Here is a 26,137-nt window from a genome sequence, read left to right on the forward strand (position 1 = left end):
ATGGCACGCATTCTCTCGATCCTCGTCGGGCTGTTCTTCACGGTGGCATTGGCCTGGTCCTTCGGGCTCGGCTTCTACACCTGGGCGACCGACCCGGCCGGCCCGACCGCCGAGCACGAGTTCCACCTCCACCCCAAGGAAGTGGCCTTCGCCAGCGACGGCGCGTTCGGCAAGTTCGACAAGCAGCAGCTCCAGCGCGGCTTCCAGGTCTACAAGGAAGTCTGCTCGGCCTGCCACTCGCTGAACCACGTCGCCTTCCGCGACCTGGCGCAGCTCGGCTACTCCGAAGGCCAGGTGAAGGCGATCGCCGCCGGCTTCCAGGTCCCGGGCACCGATCCCACCACGGGTGAAGTGAACTCGCGTCCCGGCATGCCGACGGACTACTTCCCCAAGCCCTTCGCCAACGACATCGCCGCGCGCGCCGCCAACAACAACGCGGTTCCGCCCGACCTGTCGCTGATGACCAAGGCCCGCCACGACGGTCCGGCCTACGTCTACTCGCTGCTGACCGGCTTCCAGGCCCAGCCTGCCAAGCTGCTGAAGGAGTTCCCGGACTCCAAGACGCCCGCCGGCCTGCACTACAACCCGTACTTCGCGAACCTCAACCTCGCGATGGCGCCGCCGCTGACCGGCACCGGCCAGGTCGAATACGGCCCGGGCAACCCCAAGCCGACGGTCGACCAGATGGCGAAGGACGTCTCGGCCTTCCTGATCTGGACCGCCGAACCCTCGCTCGACAAGCGCAAGCAGACCGGCCTCGCCGTGACCCTGTTCCTGCTCTTCGCGACCGTGCTGGGCTACATGTCCTACCGGAACATCTGGGCCGGGAAGAAGCACTGACGTCGCCTGAGAAGACTGTTAAAGGCTCCGCGCCCCGTCATCCCAGCGATGGCGGGGCGCTTCGCATTTGCGGCGACCCAACGGAGAATACCAACGTGACGCTCGAAGACCTGCGCGAACTCGTCCGCACGATCCCGGACTTCCCCAAGCCCGGCATCCTGTTCCGTGACGTGACCACGCTGATCGGCGATGGCCCCGGCTTCGCCGCCGCCGTCGGCCACATGGCGGAGCGCGCGCAGGCTGTGGGCGCGCAGGTCATCGCCGGTATCGAGGCGCGCGGCTTCATCTTCGGCGCCGCCGTCGCCGCGCGGATGGGCCTGCCTTTCGTGCCGGTGCGCAAGCCGGGCAAACTGCCGGTCCCGGTCCTCGCCATCGACTATGCGCTGGAATACGGCACCGACACGCTCGAGGTCGATCCCGGCGCTGTCCCGGACGGCGCGAAGGTGGTGGTGATCGACGACCTCATCGCCACCGGCGGCACTGCGCTGGCGGCGGTCGAACTGCTGCGCCGCGCCGGCGGCACGGTGGCGGGGGCGCTGTTCGCGATCGACCTGCCTGAGCTCGGTGGAGCGCAAAGGCTGCGCGATGCGGGCGTGCCGACGGATGCCTTGCTGGCGTTCGAGGGGCACTGAGACACCCGTCGTCCCCGCGAAGGCGGGGACCGCTGGGTGCCCTTCAGGCGATACCTAGCCGACAGCCTCGCCGAGAACAGGGCGCGGCTCGGCCAGTGGTCCCCGGTCAACCCGGGGACGACGGGCTAGCTGAGGGACGACCCTCAGGCCGCCACGGTATCCTTAGCCGCCTTGCCCTTCTTCGCCGCGGGTTCCGGCTCCAGCAGCGCCTGCACCGCCTTCGACGTCGCTACCGTCCCCAGTTCGGTCAGCGCGAAGACATTGGCCTCGATGTCGGCGAGTTCGTAGAGGTAGTTCACCATGACCCCATGCGACTGCTTCTGCCCATTGGCGGAGAGGTCGGCATTGGCGTGGACCGCCTCCAGCCGCGCGCCGTTGCCGAGGTGGAAGCGCGCGACCGGGTCGGCGGGCTGGCCGCCCTTGCCCTTGCCCTCGACGAGGAAGCGCGCGGCGAGCTGGCGCAGGTCCCTGGCGCCCGGCACCGGGGCATCCGCCGCCTGTTCCTTGCCCAGCCACTTGGCGAAGCCCGGCACCGGCGAGAGCGTGGCGAAGGTCTTGAGGTGCGGCAACTCCTCCTTGAGCAGGCCGACCACGCGCTTGATCAGGTGGTTGCCGAAGGGGATGCCCTTGAGGCCCACCTGGCAGTTGCTGATCGAGTAGAAGATCGCGCAGTTCGCCTCGCGCGGGTCGATGGTCTCGCGCTCCTCGGAGATGATCTGGTGGATCGCGCCGGGGATCTGCGGGGTCAGCGCCACTTCGACGAAGATCAGCGGATCGTCGCGCATCTGTGGGTGGAAGAAGCCGTAGCAGCGCCGGTCGACCGGCTCGACGCGGCGCCTGAGGTCGTCCCAGCCCTGAATCTGGTGGACCGCCTCGTAGCGGATGATGCGTTCGAGCAGCTGGGCCGAGCTGTCCCAGCCGATCCGCCGCAGTTCCAGGAACCCGGCGTTGAACCACGCGGTGAAGGCGTTCTCCAGATCGCGGTCGAGTGCCAGCAGCCCCGGCGTGGTCGCCGCGCGCGGCACCGCCAGCAGGTCCTCGCGCAGCCCGATCAGCCGCTGCGTGCCCTGCGGTGCGAGGTTGAGCTGGTTGATGAGGCGGCGGCTGGGCGACTTGCTCGCCGCGTTGAGCGCCAGCGCCGAGGCCTCGTCGCGCTTCTCGGTCCACCGCGCGATGGCCTTGTCGATCGCCTTGGCGTCGGCGGGGTGCAGGTCGTGGATCTTGCCGAGGAAGTCCTGCCGGGCTTCCAGGTCGCTGGCCTCGTAAAGGTCGAAGAAGGCGGAGGCCAGCGCCGGTCCGGAAGCCCGCCCGCGCAGCGAGAGCAGCGCGTCGGCGAGGTCGAGCAGGCTTTCGCCGCTGTCCTGCCGGGGCGCGACGCCGATGCCGCGCAGCATCTTGCCGAGCCCGGAATTCATCAGCAGGTCGAGCGGGCTGCGCCGCCGCCCCGCCGCGCCTCCGGCGGTGCCCGAAGCCGGACCATCGGAGGGGGCGCGGGTCCGTGAAGTGTTCATGGCGATCTCGATCCTGTGCTTCTGCTGGGCACAGGCTATCATCGCTCCCGCTTCGAGAGAATACGGTGAAGCCGGCAGGATGGCACCGGAACGGCGCAAGTCCCGCCGTTTGCGGGCCTCCTCCGCAGAGAAGCCGCCCGGGCGATTGTCCGCCGGGGCAAGAGAGTCGTTGACGAGGCGGGCCCGCCCGTGGCAAGCGCCTGCGACCACAAGGCCCGGGCGGGTATAGCTTAGTGGTAAAGCTCCAGCCTTCCAAGCTGGCTATGCGGGTTCGATTCCCGCTACCCGCTCCAGCCTTTCACGACATCTCGGGATGAGAAGAAATCCGCCCGTCGGGGCCGGATGCAGCCGTGGGCCAAACGGCGCAGCGGGGTTTTCAGGTTTTGGACGAAGCACTCGACAAAGCGGTATCGCAGGCGATGACCGACGCGGCGCAGCGAGCGATCCTACCCCGGTTCACGCCCGGCAGCGCGCTGTCCTCTCACTACAAGTCCGCCGGGGAAGTCGTCACCGCCGCCGATCGCGAAAGCGAGGCGATCCTCGGCGAACATCTGTCCCGGATCATTCCCGGCGCCCGTCTGGTGGGCGAGGAGGCGGTCCATGACGATCCCTCGCTGCTCGACGACCTTTCGTCCGCCCACTGCTGGATCATCGACCCCCTCGACGGCACCGGGAACTTCGCCGCCGGAACCGGGCCCTTCGGGGTCCTGGTTTCGCTCGCGCAGGACGGGATTCCGATCGGCGGCTGGCTTCTCGATCCGCTGACGGGGCGTTTCTGTTCGGCGCAGTCCGGCAAGGGCGCGCGCATCGATTTCGAGCCCTATCGCGCCGCCGCTCCCGGAACTTCCCCGACAGCCGCCGTAACCCGCCTTTTCGCGGACGCCGAGCAGCGCGGCCACATCACCTCGGCGCTCTCGGCCGATTACCGGGTGGAGGATGCCCCGCGCTGCGCGGCGGATGTCTACCCGCAGATCGCCGCGGCCGGAATCGATGTCGCGGTCTTCACGCGCGTCTTGCCATGGGATCATGCCGCCGGCGTGGTGTTCCTGAACGAAGCCGGCGGCCTTGCCCTCAGGCCGGACGGGCGGGGCTATCGATGCGACGACACGTCCATCGGCCTCGTCGCGGCGAACTCCCATGGGGCCTGGCGCCGCGCCGCGGCGGCTCTGGGGCAGGCGCAGATCCGGCTGGAGCAGGTTGCCATACCGGGGTGATCCGGCATCTCCCGCGTGCATCGGGAGCGCGGTCACGCATTGAAATTGCGACAAATTGATCACTCAGTCTGGCAGGCGGCAGCGTAGGGTCCGCGCCCGTTTCGCACTGCCCTGCGATGACAGGTGCCGAATATCCGACGAAGGCCGCTCGTCCACCACATTGGCGTCTCGACATGGCCAAACTTAGCCGGGAGTTTGGTGCAGCGCCGAATGCCAGGCAGATCGCGCTCGCCGAAATCGTGGATGAGCCGACGTTGCAAGCCGCAAAAGTGCCTAACCCCATGAAAGAAATTATTCTTCCCGGTGACGGCAGACCCGGTTGCACCGGGTGGCGAGCATTCTAAAGGCTTTGAAAACTAAACAGGGGCTCTCATGCTTATTTCACCCACAATCGATGCCGGAGACCGCATCGCCATCATCCGGCGCGGTGCCGAAGTCGTCCAGATCGAGGCCGACGCGCTCCAGCGCCTGGCCAATGTGCTCGACGATGCCTTCGTCGAGGCCTGCTCGCTCATTCGCGGCATTTCGGGCCGTCTGGTCATCACCGGCATGGGCAAGTCCGGGCATATCGGCCGCAAGGCCGCCGCGACCTTCTCCGCCACCGGAACCCCCGCGAATTACGTGCACCCCGGCGAAGCCGCGCACGGCGACCTCGGCATGCTCGTCAAGGGCGACGTGTTGATGGTGATTTCCAACTCGGGCAACACCGCGGAACTCAAGGCCTTCCTGACCTACGCCGAGGCATTGGGCGTCCCGGTGATCGGCGTCGCCTCGCGGATCAATTCGCTGGTCATGCGGTATGCCGCGGTCAAGCTGTGCCTGCCCGAAGCCCGCGAGGCCTGCAGCGCGAACATCGCCCCGACCACATCCACGACGCTGCAGCTCGCGCTGTGCGATGCCCTGGCCATGACGGTCATGGAACTGCGCGGCTTCTCGCGCGATGGCATGAAGCTTCTGCACCCGGGCGGCGCGATCGGGCTTCGCCTGCTGCCGGTCAGCGAAATGATGCACACGGGCCCCTCGATGCCGCTCATTGGCGCGGAGACCTCCATGGCCGATGTCCTCTCGGTGATGACCTCGCGCGGGTTCGGTATCGCCGGCATCGTCAGCGCCGACGGCGAGCTGCTCGGCGTGATCACCGACGGCGACCTGCGTCGCAACTTCGAGCGCCTTCAGGACTGCTGCGCCGGGGACGTCATGACGCCGTCGCCCAAGACGCTCGACTGCGACATGAGCGCCGAGACCGCGCTGGAGATGCTCAACGACGAGAAGATCACCGCGGCCTTCGTCCACGAACCCGGCAGGAACAATCCCATCGGCATCGTCCATATCCACGACTTCGTCCGTGTCGGCCTGAGCTGACGGTCGGTAGAACAGCCATGACACTGCCCAGCTTCGCCATCATCATCCCGGCGCGTTACGCATCCACCCGGTACCCCGGCAAACCGCTCGTGCCGCTCACCGGCAGCTCGGGCGAAGCCAAGACGCTGATCCGGCGAAGCTGGGAATGCGCCAGCGCCATCGACGGGGCGGTCGGCGTCTGGGTGGCGACGGATGACGAGCGCATCGCCGACGAGGTGCGCAGCTTCGGCGGGCAGGTCGTCATGACCGACGAGCGATGCGCGAACGGCACCGAACGGTGTGCCGACGCCATCGCCCGGCTCGGCGATGTCGCGGACGTCATCGTCAACCTGCAGGGAGACGCGCCGCTGTCGCCGTCCTTCGTGGTGAAGCAGCTGGTGCAGCGCCTCGATGACGACCGCGATCTGGTGATGACGACGCCGGGCCTGCGCTGCGCCCGCTCGACGTACGAGCATCTGTCCGAGGATGCCGCCAACGGCCGTGTCGGCGGGACGACGGTGGTTTTCAACCGTTCGGGACATGCGCTCTACTTCTCCAAGCGGTTGCTGCCGTTCCTGCCGGCGCATGTCGAAGGGCAGGACTTTCCGCCCGTGCACCTGCATCTTGGGCTCTACGCCTACCGCCCCCATGCGCTGCGGCTCTACGCGGCGGCGGAGACCTCGAGCCTCGAGCAGTTCGAAGGGCTCGAGCAGCTGCGCTTCCTCGACATCGGCCAGACCGTCGGCGTCGTGCAGCTCGATCCGCTCGACTGGGATTCGATCGAACTCAACAACCCGAGCGACGTCGCGGCGATCGAACGCATCCTTGCGCAACGCGGTATCGTCTGACCCGGTCCCGTCTTGTCAGATACCGATACCCCAACCCCGAAGAGCGCCCTGCGGAAACGATGGCTCAGGGCACGGGTGCATTTCGACGCCCTCAAAGGTGAGCCCGCGGCCTACTTCACGGCAGTGAAGTCGCGGATCTGCGGGCTCAGGCTACGCTCCCGCAACCAGTTCTCGGCGCTGCTGGGCCATTCCGCGTCCGCCTACGACCTGTGGATCGCGTCGCGGGAGCCGGAGCGGCTGGGGCAGCTGGCGACCACAGGCCGCGGGGCAGGTCCGCAGATCACCGCGGTGATCGACTGCCGGCGCACATCGCGTGGCGTCGATCGCTCGATAGCCGCTTTGCAGGCGGCATCGAGCGACGGTATCGTCATACTCGGAGCCGACGAGCCTGTCCGGCACCGGTGCGACGGGGTGACGGCGCTCGCCGACGTTCCGGCACTGGCCGGCTATCTCGCGGCGCTGGACCGCGAGAAGGTCTGGGTGCTGTCGATCGAGGCGGGCGACCGCGTGAGCACCTGCGCGATCGGGGCCTACCGCGCGGCCATCGCGGCCAGTCCCGCGGCCCGCCGGTTCTACGCCGACGACGATCTCGTGGACCATCGCGGCCGCCGCCACTCCCCGCATTTCAAGCCCGCCTGGAATGCCGAGCTGATACGGCACTTCGACTATGCATCGGGCGCCAGCGTTTTCGCGTGCGATCCCCGGCTGATCGGGCAGGCGTGGCCTGCCGGCGAACGGACGGGGAGCGAACCGGTCCGCATCCCTCATGTGCTGCACCACCGCCTGAGCCGGCCCGGCGCGCGCCCGGCCGCCCCGGCGGCGGGTTTCAGGTTGCCGCACGTGACCGTGATCGTCCCCTCGCGCGACGCCGAGGCGCTTCTGCGCAAATGCATGGAGGGCCTGGCGGCGACGCGCTATCCCTCGTTCGACTGCATCGTCATCGACAATGCCTCCACCGATCCGGGCGCGCTTGCCTTCCTCGGCGAGATCGAGGCGGGCGGGGCCACCATCATCCGTGAGCCCGGCGCCTTCAACTACGCGGCCATGCACAACCGGGCGGTACGGCATGCGCGCGGCGAAGTGCTCTGCCTGCTGAACAACGACATCGAGATGATCGAGACCGACTGGCTGGAGCGGATGGTGGCGCATGCCATCCGCAGCGACGTCGGCGCGGTGGGCGCCAAGCTGCTTTACCCCGACATGACCATCCAGCACGCCGGCGTCGTCACCGGCGTCGGCGGCGGCGCGGCGCATGCCCACAGGGCGCAGGATGACCGCGACCCGGGCTATTTCTCGCGTGCGCACCTGCCGCAGTTCGTGTCCGCCGTCACCGCAGCCTGCATGGTCGTCGAGCGCAAGAAGTTCGATGCGGTCGGCGGCTTCAACGCGGAGGATTTTCCGGTCGCGTTCAACGATGTCGACCTGTGCCTCAAGCTCAACCGCGAGGGGTGGCAGAGCTTCTACGAGCCGGGCGCGGTGCTGATCCATCACGAATCCAAGTCGCGGGGGCAGGACGACACCGAAGCCAAGCGCATCCGTTTCGCCGGCGAGCTCGCGGCGCTCAAGCGCCTGTGGCACACCGACCTGGAGCGCGACCCGTACCACCACCCCGAGCTCAGCGCGTTCTGCGAGCAGTTCGTGGTCGGTCTGTGACAGCGCCCCTCGATCTTTCCGGGGTGTGCCTGTGCGCGGCCGCGTCGGTCAACGTGTCGGCCACCCTGCGCGCGCTCGTGCGCTGCATGGAAGCCGCGGACTTCGGCGAGGTCGTCCTGTTCACCGACGCGCGCGACATCGCGCCGCCTCCCGGCATCCGCATCGTCGAAATCGAGCGGCTGGCATCGTCGCAGGCCTACTCGGCGTTCATGCTCGAGGAGCTGCACCGTTGGGTGACGCGGGACCATTGCCTGGTGGTGCAGTGGGATGGCTTCATCCTCGATCCCGGGGCGTGGGATCCCGGTTTCCTCGCGTTCGACTATATCGGGGCGCCCTGGCCGCAGTTCAGTGACGGTCACGACGTCGGGAATGGCGGCTTTTCGCTGAGAAGCCGGCGGCTGCTCCAGGCCTGTACCCGCATTTCATACGGGCCGCGAGAGCCTGAGGACGTGGCGATCTGCCGGTCCAATCGCGCCTATCTGGAGAGCAGCGGCATCCGGTTCGGCGATGCCGACACGGCCTCGCGCTTTGCCTTCGAGCGTGACCGCCGCGCGCCGCGCAGTTTCGGCTTCCACGGCGTCTTCAATCTTGTCGACGCGGTGGGGGCCGACGCGTTCTGGGACATCTACAGCGAGCTCGACGATCGCCGTACCGTCTGGGTGGACTTCTGGCTGATCGTGAAAACCTACTTGCGAAGGGGAGGGCGGCTGAGCCGGGCGCTGAGGATCATCGGACACCGCTGCTTCGGCGCCTGACGGATCGCATCGGGCCGTGACCGGGGGCGACGCAAGGCCGCCCATTTTGCGCCGATCGCCGGCGCGTCAGGCGACCTTTTCGAGCCCTGCCGCTTCGGAGCGAAGGTAGAGATCGCGCTCATGAAGCCAGAGGTCGGCATAATCGACGTTCTGCCACTCGTCGAACCACGGTCCGCCGTTGGTGAAATGGATCACGCGCGGCAGCTTGTCGGGCCTGGGATATTCACCCTCGAGGAAGTTCCAGTCGAGCGGCAGCGCTCCTATGTGAGACTGGTCCGCGATCCATTCGAAGCGGTGCAGGAATGCCGGCGAAGCGCTGTTGACGACCTGTGGCGTGAGCGCAAGCACATCGGGGTGCGCGCAGTTGAACACCATGAACGACGACCAGTTCTTGCGCGGGTAGGTCGTCTGCTGCTTGCCGTCCATCTTGATCGAATGGGAGGGGTCGTATTCGTGCTGAACGACGTACACCGCCTTTTCCGGATCGAGGCCGTCGAGGACACCGCGAATATCCGTGGTGTAGAGGAAGTCGCAGTCGCAGAACACCACCCACCCCTCGGTCTGCGCCGCAAGGTACGGCGTAAGAAAGCGGGTGAGAGAAAATTCAGTCGTCGCAGTGGCGTCGAGAGGGCGAGTGTATAGTCCCAGTTCACGAACTACTGATTGTCTTATGGGATAGACCAGAATTTCGTCATTAGAATGACGCAACAGTGAATATCGAGCAACTTGCCAGGCTATATCTTCGCGCGTATCGTATCCGACGAATATCTTGGCAGGAATTGTTTCGGTCATTGCAGGCACTGCGCTCTGGATCCTAAAAGTTGATCTGTCGGCATAAGATAAAGGGTTTCAAGCCTTTGTGGTTGCCTTGAGCAATGATGGATGCGGCGCGGATGTCAATCCGCAAGATTGTCGCACTTACGGCAAGACACCTAAATTTCGACGCTATGCCGTGGACAAGCGACGGGCGCCCGGGATCGGCGTTGCCCTGAATCGGCGTTTGCGCGTAGGGCGATGCCACATGGCACAGTAGCAGGCAGGGCACCGGGTTCTTGGGCGGGCAGACGATGACGCAGTTGGTTGGACCGCCCCTTGCGTTTCCGCGATGCCCGAGGGTGTCGGCGGCGCGCCGGCAGGCGCGGGGGCCCGATGCTTAAGCTGCCGATCGCCCCGCCCGGCGGGCAACCCGGCAATCCTCGGCGCGGCGAAACCGGAGTGCGCGCGTGGCTGGACAGGCTCGGCGGAGTCCTCGCCGATCGCCGGTCGGTGCGCCGTGCAAAGCGGGCCATCGCGGGGTCGCCCTGGTTCGATGCGGACTGGTATGCGGCCCGCAATCCGCGTGCGGCGCATGATCCCCTCGGGCATTACTGCCGCCGGGGCTGGCGGGAGGGCTGCGATCCCGGGCCCGGTTTCAGCACCAGCGGCTACCTGAGCACCCATCCGGACGTGGCCCGCGCGGGCGTCAATCCGCTTCTCCATTTCGTGACCACCGGCCAGTGGGAGGGCCGATGGCCGGCGGGTTCGATGCCGGGCGGCAAGGAACGCTTCCCCCGCATCGATGCGGCGAGCCAACCCGGCGCGGCGGCCGGGGAGCCGGGGGCGGTGTTCCTCGTCGACCTCGTTCAGGACGTGAGCGTGCTGCGGCCGCTGATGCTGCTGGCCGCCGACCTGGAGCTGACCCTCCTGATCCTGCTGTCCGGCAGGTTCGCGTTCCTCGACCGGGAGGGCGCGTGGCAGGACGAGATCGCGGCGATCGCGGACCGGACCGGGGCAAGGGTCCTCGTCTTCGGGTCGGCGCCAGAGGCCGTGGGGGTCCTTCCCCGGCGCGGCCTGGTCTTTTCGGCGAGCGAATCCTCCGCGCCTGCGCACGCCCTCAACCACGCCGTTTTCACCCAGGCGTCGCTGCACCTGCGCAAGGTGACGGTACAGCATGGGTTCGAGTGCCTGGGCTTCCGGCACAACCGCGAGCACGACCGCGTCCACGGGGAGACCATCCGCTTCGCTGCGGACAGCGTCTGCGCGTGGTATGCCCTCCCGGCGCTCACCGCCTTCGAGCAGGGCGGGGGCACGGGCCTTCGCGTGACGGGGCCGACGAGCCTGCTGTATCCGCCCCCGGCGGAGCGACCATCGCCTGCACCTGGCGGCGGTTCCGCTCCCGGCCTGATATGCGAGAACCTGCATTCTGTGCGCTATTCGGCGGATGAGGGACTTGCCGGCGAGTTCCTCCACGGACTTTCGCAGCTTGCCGCGGCGGAAGGCGGACGAACGATTTCGCTGCGCCCGCACCCCGCCGGCGCGTTCATCGCCAACCACCGCGGCGCGCTGCCCGGCAGTGTCCGGCTCAAGGAAGGACCGCTCTGGAACATCGGGCTGGAGCATCATGCCTATGCGATCTGCTCGGCGTCGTCGTTTGCGATCGACGCCATGCTGGCAGGACTCCCCACGGCGATCTGGCAGGACAGCAACGGACTTGTCGACACCTCGGCGTTTGACGGCCTGCCCAAGGTTTCCAGCCCCGCCGAATGGATCGAATTCGCGCACGAGGCCCGCGCGAAGCCCGATGTGTTCACAAGCAATCAGTGGAACTGGCTGGAGGGCCTGGGATTCGTGACGGACCCCGCGAAAGTCCGTGAGCAGTTCACAAGGCTGTTCGACGAGTTCGCCGTCCGCCATCGCCGCCTTGATTGATTTTAGCGCCGGCGCCTTCTAACGGACCGGCCGACGGCAGTATGCAGGCGCGGATTTTTTGGCGGGGAACGGGCCGCTCGAGATGCCCATCATTCTTAGAATTTGCGGCTCAATTCTTAACGGGACAAGGTTTGAACATGGAAGTCACGCTCTCCAACAATGTTACGTTCGCAAACGACAAGCCATTTGTTCTCATTGGCGGAATGAATGTCATCGAAAGCGAAGAAATCGTCATGGAAGTGGCGCAGACTTTCGTGGATATTTCGAAAAAACTTGGCATTCCCTACGTGTTCAAGGCTTCGTTCGACAAGGCGAACAGGTCCTCGATAACCTCGTTCCGGGGGCCGGGCCTCGACAAGGGGCTCGAAATCCTGAGCGCCGTCAAGTCGCGCTTCGGCGTTCCGGTCCTGACTGACGTTCACGCGCCCGAGCAGGCGGCCCCGGCGGCGGAAGTTGCGGACATCATCCAGTTGCCGGCATTCCTCGCGCGCCAGACCGACCTTGTCGTGGCGATGGGCAGGACCGACGCCGTCATCAACATCAAGAAGCCGCAGTTCCTCGCCCCGCACGAGATGCGCCACATCATGCGCAAGTTCGCCGAAGCCGGTAACGAGAAAATCATCCTGTGCGAGCGCGGCAGCTCGTTCGGGTACAACAACCTCGTCGTCGACATGCTCGGCATGGATTCGATGAAGCCGATGGCGCCGGTGGTCTTCGACGTGACGCATTCGCTGCAGAAGCCCGGTGGCCGGGAAGACAGCGCGGATGGACGGCGGGCGCAGGTGGCCGCACTGGCGCGCTCGGGCATGGCGCTGGGCATTGCGGGCCTGTTCCTGGAAGCGCACCCCGACCCCGACCAGGCCAAATGCGATGGCCCCTGCGCGCTGCCGCTCGATGCGCTCGAGCCGTTCCTCGCACAGGTGCTGGCCATCGACCGGACGGTGAAGGCGCTCGCCCCCATCGTCACCGGCTGAGCCAGCGGCTCGCCGGGCATTCACGTATTGCTGATCGCTTCCTCGTCGCAGAGGACCTGCATCAGCGCTTCGGCGTCGCGAATGCGCTGCCGCGCGGCCGGGTTGCGTTCGGCGGCGGGTTCGGCGTTGCGTGAGCCGGCGTCGTCCTGCGCCCGTTCCGTCTCGCTGTAGTGCTTCAGGAACAGGCCCATGACGTGCTTGACCCCTTTCGGCGCGATCTCCCGGCGATCGGCCTCGAAATAGGCCGAGCAGGTGAAGGGCGAGGTGATGATCTCGTAGGAGGGGTAGTAGTCGCACAGGGCGTTCTGCGCGGTGACCTGTTCGGCCGCGATGCGCAGGATCGCCTTGGAGTAGGCCGTGGAGAGCGCGACATGCCGGTCTTCGGCGGTCGCGTTCAGGGGCACGGGCGAGACGGTGACGATCACCTTGACGTCCGGATTACGTGCCCGGATGAAGTCCAGGCTCCACTGCAGATCCTCCACGACCTCGGGCAGGCTGAGGTTGTGGAAGCTGTACCTGTCCTCGTCGTAGTGGCCTCCGGCGACACCGGGGGCGAGCGGGAACACCGCTCCGTCGCGATTGTCCGACCAGATTTCGGTCAGGCCCAGCGTGAAGACGAATACGCTCATCTCCTCGATCGCGGCGCGCACCGCGGCAAGATGGACCTCGCGGTCGAGAGCGACTTCGCGCTCGCTGACGTAGCCGCCCGGCAGGATCTGCGGCCGGAAAGGATCGACCCAGCGGCCATCCGGGGTCTGCCAGGCGGAATCGAGCGGCTCGAACTCGCCATAGGCACGCTGGAGCAGCTGGCGCAGCTGGCGGGCACTGTAGATATTGCCGTAGCGCGCCGAGAACAGGCCGTAGTTCAGCCTGCCCGCGAGTTCTTCGGTGAGCAGCGGGTGGGGCTGCTCGGTGACGAGAAAATTGAAGCCGGCCTGGGCGAGGAAGCGCGCGACGTGCTGCGCGAAGCAGCTGCCCGCCGTCACCACCTTGTCGCTCATCTGGATGCGGAACGAGGGTTCGCCGACCGGATCGAACAGGGCGATATCGTCGAGCGCGGGTTCCTTGCGCCAGAACTGGTAATCGGGTCGGCCCACGTAGGGATGACGCTTAGACACGCAGTTCCTCCTTAAGGTGTTCGAGGACCAGTCTGCCATAAGTGGCATTGCCGTGGGTAGGGTCCTTGTTCCACAGCGTCCGCAGCAGGAACCCATCGTCGTCATGGCTGTTGGCCGGCGGGGAAATGAGCTCGATGCCGTGCTTGCGATAAGCCTCCCGCATCGCCGCGCACAGCACCGCGTGGAGTTTCAGGCGCACGCTGGCGGGCGCGATGCCGGCCTCGATGAGCGGCGCGAAGGCGCTCGGCAGCTTTGCGCGTTCGTCGAACGCGAGGAAGGGCGGGGGAGGCGCGAGCGCGTGCACCGCGCAGTTGAAGTGCGATCGCACCTCGATAGCCCGCTGCAGCGCGGTCTGCAGCCGCTTGGCGAGCAGGTCCTCGATCGCCATCGACGGCACGAGAGTGCGCCCGGGTTCGATGGTCTCGAACGGCGGCCACACGAGGTCGAACTTGGGATCGGTCTCGATCAGCCCGAGAATGTTGTGCTCGGTGCCGCCGAACGCGAGCACCAGATGCCGCGGGCGATAGCCGGCGAACGCACTGAAATCGATCTTGCGCGCGCTGGCCGTTTCGGCAGCCTTGTTGCGCACGTCGATGGCCACGAAATCGTCTTCGCCCGCGGCTTCGATCGCGCGGGCCAAGGCATTGGTATGGCTTTCGCCCAGGATCAGCACCGCAGCGCCGAACTGTTGCTGAGCAGTCATGACTGGCGGCATCTCCCTTGCAATTGGCCATAAGTGTCTGTCGGCCAGGGCGGCTCGTTGACACAATATCAAGCCATAGGCCATAGCCGCCACCCCGCCCTAGAGCCTAAATTTCGGAAAACCGGCGCAATGTCTTCCAGAAGTGATGCAGAAAACACCGGCGGCTCGCAGCAGCGAATTTGCCTGCTGATAACCGGGATGCACTCCGGGGGCGGGGCGACTTTGGCTCACGTTCTGCACCTGCTGGGTGCGGACCTGCCGCGCACGATACGCAAGCCCGGCAATTCTGCGGGGAGCGCGGTCGAGGGCCATTGCGAGCAGCTGGCCTTCGTCGCCCTCAACGACGAAATACTCGCCTCGGCCGGAACGGGATGGAAGTCGCCCGACCCGGTCAATGCGGACTGGTATGCCTCGACGCGCATGGCGGGTTTCAGGGCGCGCGCGATCGCGCTCGTGGAAGCGGAGTTCCAGGAATCCCCGTTCTTCGTCCTCAATGATCCGCGCATCGCGCGTCTGCTGCCGTTCTGGCAGGACGTCCTGAAGGCGTGCCTCGTCACTCCGGCGGTCGTCGCGCTGTACCGCGAGCCCGAAGATGTCGCGCGCGACCTGCAGGCCGCGCATGGGCTGCATCCCGACATCGCCCGCCTGCTGTGGCTGCGCAATCATGTCGAGGCCGAGCGCGCGACGCGGGGGATGGCGCGTTCCCACGTCCAGCTGGCCTCGCTGTTCGACGATTTCGAAGGCGTCGTGACAGGCATCTCCCGGGCGACCGGCGTCGCCTGGCCGGCATTTTCCCCGCGCGTTCGCAACGACATAGGCCAGTTTCTCGAAGAACGGGCGGCCGATGTTTCGGGCAGCCCGGCCAAGGTGCCGGGCGACCGCAGCTGGATCGCCGCGGCCCGGACGGTCTTCCGGGACTGGTCGGCGGCGGGCGAAACGCCGGAAGGCCAGCAGCGGCTGGACGACGTCCACGCCGCTTTCGACAGCGCCATGGACCATCTCGGCCGACCGCTGGACGCGATGATCGCCCTGGGCGAGGAATTGCGGCGAAACCAGGCCAGCGTCTCCAATCTCCTCGCCCAGATCGACCAGTTCGAGGCGCAAGTGCGCGAAGGGCGCTCGGAAGCGGAAGCGAGCCTGCACGGCCAGCACAAGGCCGAGCTTGCGCAACTGAACGCGGCCCTGCAGCACGCGCAGGCCGACCACGCGGCCAGTCTCGAGGCGATGCGCGCGGCGCATGACGCCGAACTGGCGCAGTTGAAAAGCGAAGCGGCGGCAGTTCGCAGCGACGAGGCGCAGCGCAGCGAGGACCGCTGGGCGCGGATATTCTCCTCCAACCAGCTGGCCCGCGAACGACTGGCCGAGCAGAATGGCGCATTCCAGCGATCCATCCTGCAGCTGACCGACGAAATGGAGGCCCTGCGCGGCCGGCTTTCCGCGAACGATGCCGAAATCACCAGGCTGGGCACGCTGGCGATAGCCCACGAGGCCGAGATCGTCTCGGCCCACATGGAAGCGATCGCCGACATGCAGGCGAACATCGTCGAGCGCAACGCGGTCGTCCGCAAGCTCCGCGACAATCTGCAGAATCGTTCGGAGACGATCGAAAAGCTGCGCGAAAGCCTGGTGGCCCGCGATGTCACCCTGGCGCAGATGCGGAGCCGGATCGAGCGCGATGCGGCGCTGATCGCGAGCGCGCCCAAGGGCCGGCTCAAGCAGGGCTGGGCTCACGACCTGCTGGCGGGCGGGCTGTCCCCGCGCATGGCGTTCTCCGCCAAGGCGAGACGGGACGCGGCGCAGCGGCGCAAGGCACGCGAAATCCTGGGGCGAAGCGCGCTGTTCGACGCGGAATGGTACAAGACCCGCTACCCCGACATCGTGGCGGCGGGCCTGGACCCGCTCGATCACTTCATCCGGCTGGGAGGCGCGGAGGGCCGTCATCCGAGCGAAGAGTTCAACAGCAAGTGGTATCTCGATCAATACCCCGATATCCGTGAAGCCGGGCTGAACCCCCTGCTTCACTATCTGGAGTATGGCCTGGACGAGGGGCGCCTGTCGCGCTCGCTGGTCAAGCGCCCTTCGGGCGAGGCGGTGTTCAGTGCGCCCCGCTCCGCTGCGGGATCGCCGGTGCCGGAAAAGGCGGCGGTCAAGGCGGTCGCCGCGCAGAGCGAGTTCGAAGTCGCCTGGAAGGCGCGCGGCACGCAATGGACCGACCTCGCCGCGTCCCGTGCCTGGCTGACGCAGGCGGAGCTTTCGGGGCGCACCGATGCGACCGCGGTGGCCATCGGCTCGCAGGTGATCGGACTGGCCGGACCCGGCCCCTCGAAAACCACGCTCGAAAGGATCCGGCTCTTCACCGCGCTGCGGGAGGACTTGTCCGAAGGCGCCCGCTCCCTCCACGTCGGCGGTGCTTCGCCGGAGCAGGGCGACGCCGTTTGCGAGGCGCACGAATATCTGACGCGGGCCGGTCTCGGGATCGACCTGCTGGCGGACGTGTGGTTCGCCGGAGAAGCCCTGATGCGGATCCGGATGGACTGCGGGAGGCTCGGCGGTCCGGGTGTCGTGCGGGCCTACCAGTTCTCGCTCGCGGGCGAGCTGGCATGCTGCGGCGAAGGGCTGCTGGCCGGCACGGCGTCCGACATGATCGACGTGAAGATCGAAAACCAGCTGCTCGGGTTGCTGTTGATCGTCAGCGATGACGACGCGGCCGTGCGGCATGCGGTGGTCCTGCCGTTCCCGTCGCTGGTGCGCGGAGGGTTCCATTACGGCGAACTCGCCTGCGTGGAGGCGGCCCCCGGCTACGTCAGTTCGCTGTCCGACTATTGCCACGGGCTGGCGCTCGAACACTATGGCTGGCCGCAGGCCCCGGCGAGCCGGTCGGTCGGCCGCATCGCCGTCGACCTGCGCGGCGCCACCGGCATCGAGCCCATCTTCCGCCAGGACATCATGGGTGCGCTCACCGCCCAGTACGGTGTCCGGGCAAGCGCGGTCGGCGGCCGGGAGGACGGCGCGATGTCCGATCTTGCGCAGCGCCTGAACCGCGAGGACCAGGGCGAGGCGGCGGCCGCCCGCGACGCCGGAGGCGCGACCCTTCAGCTGCCGGCGGATTGCCTGCCGTCGCTCTACAGCTTGGTGTCGCGGCGTATCGGGACCCAGGGGGCGGCCACGAGCTACTGCGTGGTCGACGCGGCGTCGCTGACCCCCAATGCCCAGGTCTGCATGCCCGTCCCCTCGGTGGCCATGGCGCGCCTCCAGCATCCCGACCTGCCGGCGCAGGTTCCGCTGCTTCTTTCGGATGCGAGCGACGCGGGACAAGAAGGCGGCGGCGCCATCGCCGCCCCGCTCGCGGTGCGTTTCTACAATCCGCTCGCGTGGCAGATCGACGCCTTGATGCCCGTGTCGCCCGACCAGGACTTGCCGCTGGCGCCGAGGACGGGCCAGGCTTCCGACGGTCCGGAGCCGCTGGTCACGGCGATCATCGACCTTCCTGCCGGCACGTCCCTGCCCGAACAGCTGGTGGCGTCGCTGGCATCCCAGGACTTGGCCTCCCGGCTGGAGGTGATCCTGGCCTGCGGCGAGGACGGTCTGCCAGGGGAGGGCACGGCGGCAGACCACCATGCGGCGGCGTTCGCCGGCCCCCTGCGCCGCAGCCTCAGCAAGGGCGCGACGCGCGCCGCGCGGCTCAACGCGGCCGCTGCCCTGGCACAGGGGCCGTATCTCCTGCTGCTCGATCCCGAGGTCGTGCTGTTCGATCCCCGGACGGTCGCCGCCCTCCTCGCGACGGCGATGCAGCCCGGCGTCGGTTCGGCGGCATGTGCGATCGTGACCGAGCGCGAGGGGATGGAACCCAGCGTGCATTCGGCGGGCTATTTCCCCACCCGCATGGGCCTTTACGCGGACCCGTTGTTCGAAGTCTCGCAGTTCGACGTGGCCCGGGCGCTTCCGGCGGCGACGTATCCGGTGGCGGCCAACCAGCTCAAATGCTGCATCGTGCCCGTCGAAGCCTGGAACGCGCTCGGCGGCCTCGACGCGGCGCGCTTCCCGGTGGCAAGGTTCGACCTCGATTTCGGGTACAGGGCGGGCACCCGTGAATTCATCCATTATTGCACGACGCTCATCAGGGCCTCGAGCACACGGGAAGAATTCAACGCCGATTTCCCGGATGCGATTTCCGACCGGGCGATGCGCGTCGCCGCCTGGCAGCCATTGCTCGACCAGGTGACGGTCATCAGGGAACTGCATCGGTGAAGATTCAGGTGCTCGTACAAGGCGAGCAATGGCTCGACCGTGCAGGGGTTCGCATCCGGTATCGCCGGATCGCGCCGCACCTGCTTCCGCTCGGCAGTTCGCTGGCGGTCGACGTGATCGGTGCCCAGCTGGACCGCGACCGGGTCGGCGCGGATGTCGTCATCCTCAGCAAATGCACCGATGCGCGGGGGCTCGCGGTCGCGGAAGTCCTGCGGGAGCGGGGCGCGATCGTCGGCATCGACCTGTTCGACGACTATTTCAGCACGCGGACGGGCCCCTGCCTCACGCATCGCGAGACGCTGCGCGACATGGCGGACCGTGCTGACTTTTTCCTGTGCTCGACCCCGCGCATGCGCCAGGTCGGCCGCGAGTTCGCGCCCGACATGCCGGTCCACGTGCTCAACGATCCGTTCGATGCATTCGACAAGGAGGCTCTGGCGCTCCGTCTCCAGGCGAAGGCGGAACGGGCCCTGTCGTCGCGCAGGTTCGACGTGCTCTGGTTCGGCAACGGCGATAATCCGGTCTTCCCCGTGGGCCTTGCCGACCTCGCCGCGTTCGGCTCGTCGCTGCGCAGCTTCTCCGAGCGCGGCTTCGACGTCAGGCTCAGGGTCCTGACGAACTTGCGGGCGCTCAAGGTCGAGAATCTCGCTCGCCTGCGCAACCTTCCGTTGCCCGTGACCGTCGAGGAATGGAGCGAGGAGGCCGAACGCCGGTATCTGGACGAGGCGCTCGTATCCTTCATCCCGGTGAATTTCCAGAATTTCAGCATCGCCAAATCGCTGAACCGGGGCGTCTCCGCCCTGACCGGCGGCACCCAGGTGCTTTCGACCGGCTACCAGCTCTACGGCGGGCTGGGGGCTTTCATCTACTCCGATCCGGAAAGCCTTATCGACGACCTCGCCGGGGGGCAGCTCAAGCTGGGGCCGGCCACCATCGAGGCCCTGGGAAGGCAGATGGACGATCTCGCCGATCCCGCCACCGAGGCCGCGCGGCTGAACACGTTCATGCGCGAGCTCGAGCCGGCCCGGCGCAGGCCCTCGCATTCCAGGCCCAGCAATCGCTTCGCGCGGGCGATCCTGCACGGGCGGGACTCGTCGGCCGCGGTGCACGCGCTGTGCCAGAAGCTGGGATGGTTATCGATCGCGAGCCCGTTCACCGTGTTGCAGCGCTCCTTCGACGTGAGCATCGGCTTTGTCGACGGCGGCCAGCACCTCCACATCCGCTTCTCGCGCGAGGGGCTGAAGTCCGTGCGTCCCGAATGGCGCGCCAGGATCCAGGAAATCGCCGACCCGCTCGGACGCTATGTCGGACAGATGGAAATCCCGGACGTTCCCGCCGCCCACGTCATGCGGCACCTGCGCCCCGGCATGATCGAGAATCGCTCCGGGCGCATCCTGCATTACGTGAACGTCATGAAGGCGAGTGAAGACCTCGTCGGACAGATTCTCGAGGACATGGTGCTGACCCGCTCGGAAAAGGAAGCCCCGCTGATGGGCCTGCGTGCAACCGTCGCCCAGGCGGTCGCCGCCGAATGAGCGCTTATCCGTCCGATCCAGGCCGCGCTCCTTGCGCGGTTTTCCTGTTCGATCTCATCCAGGACGTCAGCGTCCTGCGCCCCATCGTGCGCATCCTGGCCGCGGAAACCGATCTTTCCCTGACCCTGCTGGTGTCGGGACCCTTCACCCGGCGGGACAAGTCGGGGGTGTGGTATGCCGAACTGGAGGAACTCGCGGACCATGCCGGAGCGCGGCTGGCCGGGTTCGACAGTCCGTTCGCCGCGTACCAGCATCTCCAGGGCTCGAGCGGCCTGCTGTTCTCGGCAAGCGAATCGAACCTGCCGGCACATGCGACCAACCATAACGTGTTTCTCGCCGCGCCCCCGGCCTTCACCCGGATCACCGTCCAGCACGGGCATGAATGCGTGGGCTTCAACCAGAACCGCGAGCAGACGCTGGCGCATGGCTCGGCGGTCCGCTTTGCCGCCGACGTCGTGTGCGGGTGGGCGCCGGTGGAGCAGATGCGGCACCTGTGCCCGTCGGAACGCGACAAGTATTTCGAGCTGGGTCCCCCGCTGGTCCTCAACCGCCTGATCGACCGAAGCCTGCCGATGGCGGGGCTGCAGACCGGCCTGATCTGCGAGAACCTGCACTCGGTGCGCATGCGCACCACGGGCAGCTTCCAGATGACCTACCTGGAAACCCTGCTCGCGTTCGCCGGGGCACAGGCGCGCGAGGGGCGCCAGGTCGCCCTGCGCCCGCATCCGGGCGGGCAGTTCGTGCTGAAGAACAAGATTCCGCTGCCGGACAACGTGGTCCTCGCGAACAATCCGATGTTCAAGACCGACCTCCAGCGGTTCGCCTACGGCATTTCCGCACCCTCGTCGGTGCTCATCGACATGGTCCTGGCCCGCATCCCCACGGCGGTGTGGTGCGATGCCAATTCCATCATCGACACGTCCGGCTATGCGGGCCTGACCACGGTCACGACGATCGAGGACTGGAAGGCCTTCGCGGACGCCGCCGTCCGCGACCCCGCACCTATCCTCGAGCGGCAGGCGAAGTTCCTGCGCCGCACGGCGCTCGACGTATCGCCGGCGCTGGTTCGCGATCGTCTTCTCGACCTCGTCCGGGGGTTGTTGGCCCAGAACCGGCGTGACGAGACGCGAGCGTCCGGCACGGCGCCGGCCCGCGTTCTGCTTGTCGCCAACGGGGTGATCCCGACCCTTCACATCAGCTTCCTGAAGCCGCTGAAGGCGCTCGAGGATGCGGGCGCGGTGGCCGTTCGGGTGCTCACCGAAAAGGAGATCCTGCAGGCGGGCGGCAAGGGCAAGGAACGCGACCCGGGCAGGGGAACGGCGTTCGCGCTGGCCCAGATCGAGGCGTTCCAGCCGGACATCGCCGTGTTCTGCCGTTACAGCGGACCCGACGTCGAGCCCATGGTCGCACGGCTCAAGGCGGCGCATGTGCCGGTCGTCTTCCACATCGACGACGATCTCCTGCACGTTCCCAAGGAACTGGGCGAAAAGAAGTTCATCGAGCACAACCGGATCGAGCGCACATCGACCGTGCGGTTCCTGATCGAGCAGGCCGACGTCGTCTACTGCTCGACCCGCCGCCTGCGTGAGCGGTTCGTCGAGATGGGCTTCGAGCGGGAGCTCTATGCAGGCAGGATCTACTGCTCCCGGGACATCGTGGCGGAAGCGGAAATGCGGCCGGTGCGGACGATCGGCTTCATGGGCAACGACAAGACGCCGGAACTGACCGGCCTCATCCCGGTCATCTCGGATATCCTCACCCGCTACCCCGAAATGCGGTTCGAGCTGTTCGGCTCCATGGCCATGCCCGAGGAACTCGCGGTCTTCGGCGACCGCGCGGTCGCTTTCCCGCCGATCGGCGATTACGACCTGTTCGTCGAGAAGTTCCACCAGATGCGCTGGGACATCGGCCTGTGCCCGCTCCACCCCACGCCTTTCAACATCGTCAAGGCGGACACCAAGTGGGTGGACTATACCTCGATCGGCACCGCCGTCGTCGCCAGCCGGGGCACGGCCTACGACCAGTGCTGCGAGGATGGCTGCGGGTTGCTGGTGGAGGGCCCCGAGCAATGGCGCGAGGCGCTGGAAAGCCTGCTCCGCGACCCTCAGGCCCGCTACGACATGGTCCGGGCGGCCCAGAAAAAGGTGCGTGAGCATTACGCGCTCGATAATCTGACCGCGCAGGTCCTGAACGTGTTCGAACAGGCGCAAAAGCGGAACCTGCAGGCCGGTTTCTAGCCCGCTATTCACTTTTTCGAGGGGCTCGGCGCCGCGCCGGACCAGCGCCGCGTAACGGCAGGCGGAGTTTGCGAAACGTCCTGCCGCGGCATTCCTCGAATGTTTTGTGGTCTGTGTATCGTTATCCTCTTTTTTCTACAGGTTAGCCCGGTATTCTGTTGCAATTCGCCGGTTTTCCCGATGATGTGAAATTGGGGAAATCACGTTGTAATCGGGTGTGAAATGTTGGCATCGAGCCTGGGGGCAATCAATGCTTCGGTGGAAGCGCGTGGCTCACGATATGCCACGTGCGGTGAATTGACGGGTTGGCTGCCGAAGCCAGCTCGCCGTTCCATCGCCGATGAGATCATTCTCAGCATCGACGGGCAGGATGTGGCGCGGATCGCGCATCGCTTCGACGCGGCCCTTGCCCAGCAGCAGCAGGAGGGCGGGCAGAGCCGGATCGCGTTTTCGGTGACCATACCCGCCGAATACTTCGGGCGCACCGTCCTGATGGGGCTGCGCAACAGGGCCGGAGGGCAAATCGGGGACGGCAAGATCCGCCTCGATATCGATGCTGACGGCAACGCCTACCTGGCCTCTCTGAGCGAGACCCAGTTGCAGATGCTGGCGCGCGCGCCGCAGTTCATCCGGGACGGGAAGCCAAAGCGCGCTCAGGCGATCTACGGGCGAACCTGTTGCGCCGAGCTGTTCGCGGACTTCCAGGCGAGCCTGGCCGCGGCCCGCTGCTTTGCGGCCGCGATGGACTACGATGCTGCGCAGATCGTTTTGACCCAGGCGCTCCTGCCGGCGGTCGGCGACTACAATTCGCTCACCCAGGTCGGAAAGGTCCTGCTGGCCCTCGACCGCCACGCCGAGGCGGAGGACCTGTTCGATCGCGCGATTGCCATCGACCCCCAGCGGTTCGATGCCCGCAGCGCCAAGATCAAGGCCATCATCGGCAGGGAAGACTGGCCGCTCGCGCTGGCGGAAGCGCACAGGCTGCGCCATGCCACGCCGCCGGAGACGCCGCAGCTGGCCGAACTGGGCGGCACCATCGCCTGGCTCTACCTCAATATTTCCGAGCCCGAGCGCGCGCTCGCCGAATCGACGATCGCGCTCCTGCAGTTTCCCGGGAATGTCCGCCTCATGCAGATGAGGGGCGATGCTCTGGTGCGGTTGTCGCGGTACGAAGAAGCGATCGAGGTCTACAAGCGCGCGCTGGTCGGCAACGAAAAGTCTCCCCTGCTTCGCAAGCGGGTCGCCAGCGCGCTCATGTTGATGGGTGAATTCGGCGAGGCGGCCGACCAGGACGTCGGGCGCATGTCGACCCCGACTTTCGCCAAGTTGAACAACGTTCCGCAGGACGTCCCGCTCTGGCGCGGCGAACCGCATCTGCCCGGGAAGCTGCTCGTCTGGTCCGAGGTGAATTTCGGGGTCGGGCAGAACCTGCTTCACGCCAGCCTGGTGCCCGAACTCGTCGAGATCGGGCTCGAGGTGATCCTGGAAGTCGAAGCGCGCCTCGTCCCGGTCATCAGGGCCGCCATGCCCGAGATCGAGGTCGTCGCGCAGGTGGCGCCGGGCGAGACGCGGGGCGAATGGATGGAAGGCGTGGTTCGCCAGATTCCGATCGGATCGCTGTCCCGCTACCTGCGGCGCGAGCTGGAGGACTTCGACGCCTCGAAGCCTTACCTCTGGCACGATCGCCCGCGCGCCGCGGGTCTGCGCGCGGACCTTCTCGCCCAGGCGCCGCGCGCCAGGTTCCTGATCGGGATTTCCTGGACATCCAACAATCCCTACGTGGGTGACGACAAGTCGGTTGCGCTGGCCGACCTGCTGTCCTCGCTCGATCTGCCGGGCGTGGCGTTGGTGAACCTGCAGTATGGCGATCACGCCCACACCATCGCCAAGGCCGAGGCCCGCACCGGCATTTCCCTGCTGCAGGTCGACGAGATCGACAACACCGACGATCTGGCCGGGCTATGCGATCTCATGGGCGCGCTCGACATGGTGGTGTGCATCGGTCACACCACGGCGCACCTGGCCGGCGGCCTCGGCATTCCCAACCTGGTGATGGTGCCCAGCTCGCCGTTTTCCCATTGGCTGGGGGCGGGCGAGAGATGCGTCTGGTATCCGGGCAGCACCGTGCTTCGCCAATCGAGCGCGCAGCGGGGCGACTGGACGGGCGTGCTCACCGAAGTCCAGCAGCGCGTGGCGCAGAAGTTTCTGGGTATCCCCGATACGGGTGCCGCTCTGCCGGCGCCGGCTGGGGATTGCATCGCCAATTTCTGCCGCAACGCGCTGCAGCTGGCGATGCTCGGGTATCATTACGACGTGGTCGCCACGCTGATTTCATTCATAGAGCGTAGATATCCGCTCCATGCGGCGCTGATGGAGGATGTCGGCGATTGCCAGTTCCGCATCGGTGAATTCAGCCGCGCCATTCGAAGCTTCAACGCGGCTCTCGTCGCGGGCGGCGAGAAGGCGCAGCTGACGCGGAAGAAGGCGCTTGTCCTGCTGGAGAACTACGATCTCCAGTCAGCCGAGGAACTGCTTGCCACCCTGTTTCACGAGCATCCGGAAATTCAGGCTTCCAACCCCGAGCTGGTCGTGATGCATGCGCAGGTGCTGGCGAACCAGCGGCGCTTCGGCGAAGTCGTCGGCACCCTGTCTGACCTGCTGGCGCGCGAGCCGGGCCATGTCGAGGCGGCCCTGACGAGCGCGCATGCGCTGTCGCAGAGCGGAGAGCACGATCAGGCGAGGGTCATCCTGCGCAGCGCGCTCGAAGTCGCGCCCTCGGCCGAGATCGAGCGCGCGCTCGGTGTCGAGATCGGCCATGCGGGCATGCCGGAGCTGGCCGTCCGGGCGCTGGACCTGACGCTGGCGCGTGAACGCGATGCGGTGGGGGTGTTCTGGCGCGGCCAGTTCGCCGCGAAACGGCCGGGGGCCACCGCATTTCGCATGGGCAAGCTCGATGGGAGCCTGCCCGAGGAGGCGTCTGCCGGTATCACCGTCTACGTGTGCATGGATACCAGCTACTGCATGAAGTACCTGCGCGCGATCGCCGGCTCGATCGTCGAGAATGCGCCGTCGACCAAGCTTCACGTTCACATCGTCAACCCGCACGAAGCCGCCCTCAACCTGGCCGACGTCGCTCGAAGGATCATGGGGCCGGGCCGCTTCAGCTGCTCGTTCGAGCAGACGAAGCTGTTCGGCCTCAAGGCCGAGGCCCGCAAGACCTACTTCGCGTCGATCCGCTTCGTCAGGCTGGCGGAGATCATGCGGGCCTGCCCGGGCACGTACTACGTCATGGACGCGGACAATATCGTGCGCGGCGAGCTTCGCTCCTGCATCGCCCTGACCCGCGGTACCGACGTTCTCATCCGCAACCGCTTCACACTGCGCCCGCACCTTGCGGTTGCCGCATGCGGCATCCTGCTGAGCGATACCGACGCCGCCCGGGATTTTCTCGATCGCACGGCTGAGTATATCCTGACAGCGTTCGGGACCGGCGACGTGGCCTGGTTCCTCGACCAGATCGCCTTGACGATAGCGATGAACGAAAGTCCGTCGGCGCGCGGATCGGCACTGATCGTCAAGCAGCTTCCCGCCTCGCTTCTCGACTGGGACTTCTTGGACGAATCGCTCGTGTGGACCGGCAAGGGAAAGCGTCGGTCGCGCAACGAGCGCTACCTGCAGGAGTACCAGCATTATTTCGAAACCTTCGGCCAATCGGCCACCCAGATGGCCTGACGCCGGGCGGGGTGAAAGGCGGTCCCGGTCCGTCCGAACAGGACGATCGGTGCTTCCGGCAAGACCCCGCCCGGCGGCATGGCGGCGGCCGGAAGCGTGACGGCATCG

The 26,137-nt window shown here is 66.8% G+C and carries 17 protein-coding genes and 1 tRNA gene; 14 read left to right on the plus strand and 4 right to left on the minus strand.

From position 1 onward, the window contains the following. Together AC07M9_RS00365 and AC07M9_RS00370 are read left to right on the plus strand one after the other, a co-directional pair. A complete protein-coding gene (locus AC07M9_RS00365; protein WP_494880382.1) occupies nucleotides 1-840 on the plus strand; it encodes a cytochrome c1 in 840 nt (279 codons plus the stop codon). 95 nt (nucleotides 841-935) lie between these two features. Next, nucleotides 936-1,472: an adenine phosphoribosyltransferase gene (locus AC07M9_RS00370; protein ID WP_494880384.1), complete on the plus strand. Its 537-nt coding sequence runs from the start codon at nucleotides 936-938 to the stop codon at nucleotides 1,470-1,472. A gap of 143 nt (nucleotides 1,473-1,615) precedes the next feature. Here AC07M9_RS00370 and AC07M9_RS00375 read toward each other — a convergent pair whose 3' ends face one another. Then, entirely contained in the window at nucleotides 1,616-3,025 is a 1,410-nt protein-coding gene (locus tag AC07M9_RS00375) for a malonyl-CoA decarboxylase domain-containing protein (protein WP_494880386.1), read from the minus strand. A gap of 177 nt (nucleotides 3,026-3,202) precedes the next feature. Here AC07M9_RS00375 and AC07M9_RS00380 point away from each other — a divergent pair. The 6 genes from AC07M9_RS00380 to AC07M9_RS00405 all read left to right on the plus strand — a co-directional run bounded on the left by AC07M9_RS00380 (nucleotide 3,203) and on the right by AC07M9_RS00405 (nucleotide 8,794). Further along, nucleotides 3,203-3,276: transfer RNA gene (locus tag AC07M9_RS00380), tRNA-Gly, on the plus strand. 90 nt (nucleotides 3,277-3,366) lie between these two features. Then, nucleotides 3,367-4,197, plus strand: a complete 831-nt coding sequence (locus AC07M9_RS00385) for an inositol monophosphatase family protein (protein WP_494880388.1) — start codon at nucleotides 3,367-3,369, stop codon at nucleotides 4,195-4,197. A gap of 372 nt (nucleotides 4,198-4,569) precedes the next feature. Next, nucleotides 4,570-5,559, plus strand: a complete 990-nt coding sequence (locus tag AC07M9_RS00390) for a KpsF/GutQ family sugar-phosphate isomerase (protein ID WP_494880390.1) — start codon at nucleotides 4,570-4,572, stop codon at nucleotides 5,557-5,559. Nucleotides 5,560-5,576: 17 nt separating this feature from the next. Further along, the gene (locus AC07M9_RS00395; RefSeq protein WP_494880392.1) at nucleotides 5,577-6,386 is read left to right on the plus strand and encodes a 3-deoxy-manno-octulosonate cytidylyltransferase; all 810 of its coding nucleotides are present in this window, start codon (nucleotides 5,577-5,579) and stop codon (nucleotides 6,384-6,386) included. A 75-nt stretch (nucleotides 6,387-6,461) separates the two neighbouring features. Next, a complete protein-coding gene (locus AC07M9_RS00400) occupies nucleotides 6,462-8,039 on the plus strand; it encodes a glycosyltransferase family 2 protein (RefSeq protein WP_494880394.1) in 1,578 nt (525 codons plus the stop codon). After that, nucleotides 8,036-8,794, plus strand: coding sequence for a DUF5672 family protein (locus AC07M9_RS00405; protein ID WP_494880396.1), 759 nt, complete (start codon nucleotides 8,036-8,038; stop codon nucleotides 8,792-8,794). Before AC07M9_RS00400 ends, AC07M9_RS00405 begins: the two co-directional genes overlap by 4 nt. A 66-nt stretch (nucleotides 8,795-8,860) precedes the next feature. Here the strand turns inward: AC07M9_RS00405 and AC07M9_RS00410 are convergent, their stop codons facing one another. Then, entirely contained in the window at nucleotides 8,861-9,586 is a 726-nt protein-coding gene (locus AC07M9_RS00410; RefSeq protein WP_494880397.1) for a hypothetical protein, read from the minus strand. 423 nt (nucleotides 9,587-10,009) lie between these two features. On the opposite strand from AC07M9_RS00410, the gene AC07M9_RS00415 reads away from it, so the two are divergent. Next, nucleotides 10,010-11,482 (plus strand): hypothetical protein, encoded by a 1,473-nt coding sequence (locus tag AC07M9_RS00415; protein ID WP_494880399.1) that lies wholly within the window; start codon nucleotides 10,010-10,012, stop codon nucleotides 11,480-11,482. A gap of 137 nt (nucleotides 11,483-11,619) precedes the next feature. After that, complete coding sequence (gene kdsA, locus AC07M9_RS00420) at nucleotides 11,620-12,456, plus strand: 3-deoxy-8-phosphooctulonate synthase (protein ID WP_494883850.1); 837 nt, start codon at nucleotides 11,620-11,622, stop codon at nucleotides 12,454-12,456. 20 nt (nucleotides 12,457-12,476) lie between these two features. On the opposite strand, the gene AC07M9_RS00425 is transcribed toward kdsA, so the two are convergent. Further along, nucleotides 12,477-13,574 carry a GSCFA domain-containing protein gene (locus AC07M9_RS00425; RefSeq protein WP_494880401.1) on the minus strand — a complete coding sequence of 366 codons (1,098 nt, stop codon included), beginning with the start codon at nucleotides 13,572-13,574 and terminating at the stop codon, nucleotides 12,477-12,479. Next, nucleotides 13,567-14,289 carry a hypothetical protein gene (locus AC07M9_RS00430; RefSeq protein ID WP_494880402.1) on the minus strand — a complete coding sequence of 241 codons (723 nt, stop codon included), beginning with the start codon at nucleotides 14,287-14,289 and terminating at the stop codon, nucleotides 13,567-13,569. The genes AC07M9_RS00425 and AC07M9_RS00430 overlap by 8 nt, the downstream gene beginning before the upstream one ends. A 210-nt stretch (nucleotides 14,290-14,499) precedes the next feature. Here AC07M9_RS00430 and AC07M9_RS00435 point away from each other — a divergent pair, with 210 nt between their 5' ends. The 4 genes from AC07M9_RS00435 to AC07M9_RS00450 all read left to right on the plus strand — a co-directional run bounded on the left by AC07M9_RS00435 (nucleotide 14,500) and on the right by AC07M9_RS00450 (nucleotide 26,029). Then, a complete protein-coding gene (locus AC07M9_RS00435; protein ID WP_494880403.1) occupies nucleotides 14,500-18,525 on the plus strand; it encodes a hypothetical protein in 4,026 nt (1,341 codons plus the stop codon). Further along, nucleotides 18,522-20,060, plus strand: coding sequence for a hypothetical protein (locus AC07M9_RS00440; protein WP_494880405.1), 1,539 nt, complete (start codon nucleotides 18,522-18,524; stop codon nucleotides 20,058-20,060). Before AC07M9_RS00435 ends, AC07M9_RS00440 begins: the two co-directional genes overlap by 4 nt. Then, nucleotides 20,057-22,297, plus strand: coding sequence for a glycosyltransferase family protein (locus AC07M9_RS00445; protein WP_494880406.1), 2,241 nt, complete (start codon nucleotides 20,057-20,059; stop codon nucleotides 22,295-22,297). Before AC07M9_RS00440 ends, AC07M9_RS00445 begins: the two co-directional genes overlap by 4 nt. A 297-nt stretch (nucleotides 22,298-22,594) precedes the next feature. After that, the gene (locus AC07M9_RS00450; protein ID WP_494880409.1) at nucleotides 22,595-26,029 is read left to right on the plus strand and encodes a tetratricopeptide repeat protein; all 3,435 of its coding nucleotides are present in this window, start codon (nucleotides 22,595-22,597) and stop codon (nucleotides 26,027-26,029) included. Nucleotides 26,030-26,137: the final 108 nt, after the last annotated feature.

Source organism: Novosphingobium sp. GW821-FHT09E05 (assembly GCF_059416165.1).

What these genes read in the sequence shown, in the direction of transcription:
- AC07M9_RS00365 (WP_494880382.1), top strand. Translation starts at nt 1, where the DNA reads ATGGCACGCATTCTCTCGATCCTCGTCGGGCTGTTCTTCACGGTGGCA.
- kdsA (WP_494883850.1), top strand. Translation starts at nt 11,620, where the DNA reads ATGGAAGTCACGCTCTCCAACAATGTTACGTTCGCAAACGACAAGCCA.
- AC07M9_RS00375 (WP_494880386.1), bottom strand. Translation starts at nt 3,025, where the DNA reads ATGATAGCCTGTGCCCAGCAGAAGCACAGGATCGAGATCGCCATGAAC.
- AC07M9_RS00390 (WP_494880390.1), top strand. Translation starts at nt 4,570, where the DNA reads ATGCTTATTTCACCCACAATCGATGCCGGAGACCGCATCGCCATCATC.
- AC07M9_RS00445 (WP_494880406.1), top strand. Translation starts at nt 20,057, where the DNA reads ATGAGCGCTTATCCGTCCGATCCAGGCCGCGCTCCTTGCGCGGTTTTC.
- AC07M9_RS00430 (WP_494880402.1), bottom strand. Translation starts at nt 14,289, where the DNA reads ATGCCGCCAGTCATGACTGCTCAGCAACAGTTCGGCGCTGCGGTGCTG.
- AC07M9_RS00395 (WP_494880392.1), top strand. Translation starts at nt 5,577, where the DNA reads ATGACACTGCCCAGCTTCGCCATCATCATCCCGGCGCGTTACGCATCC.
- AC07M9_RS00410 (WP_494880397.1), bottom strand. Translation starts at nt 9,586, where the DNA reads ATGACCGAAACAATTCCTGCCAAGATATTCGTCGGATACGATACGCGC.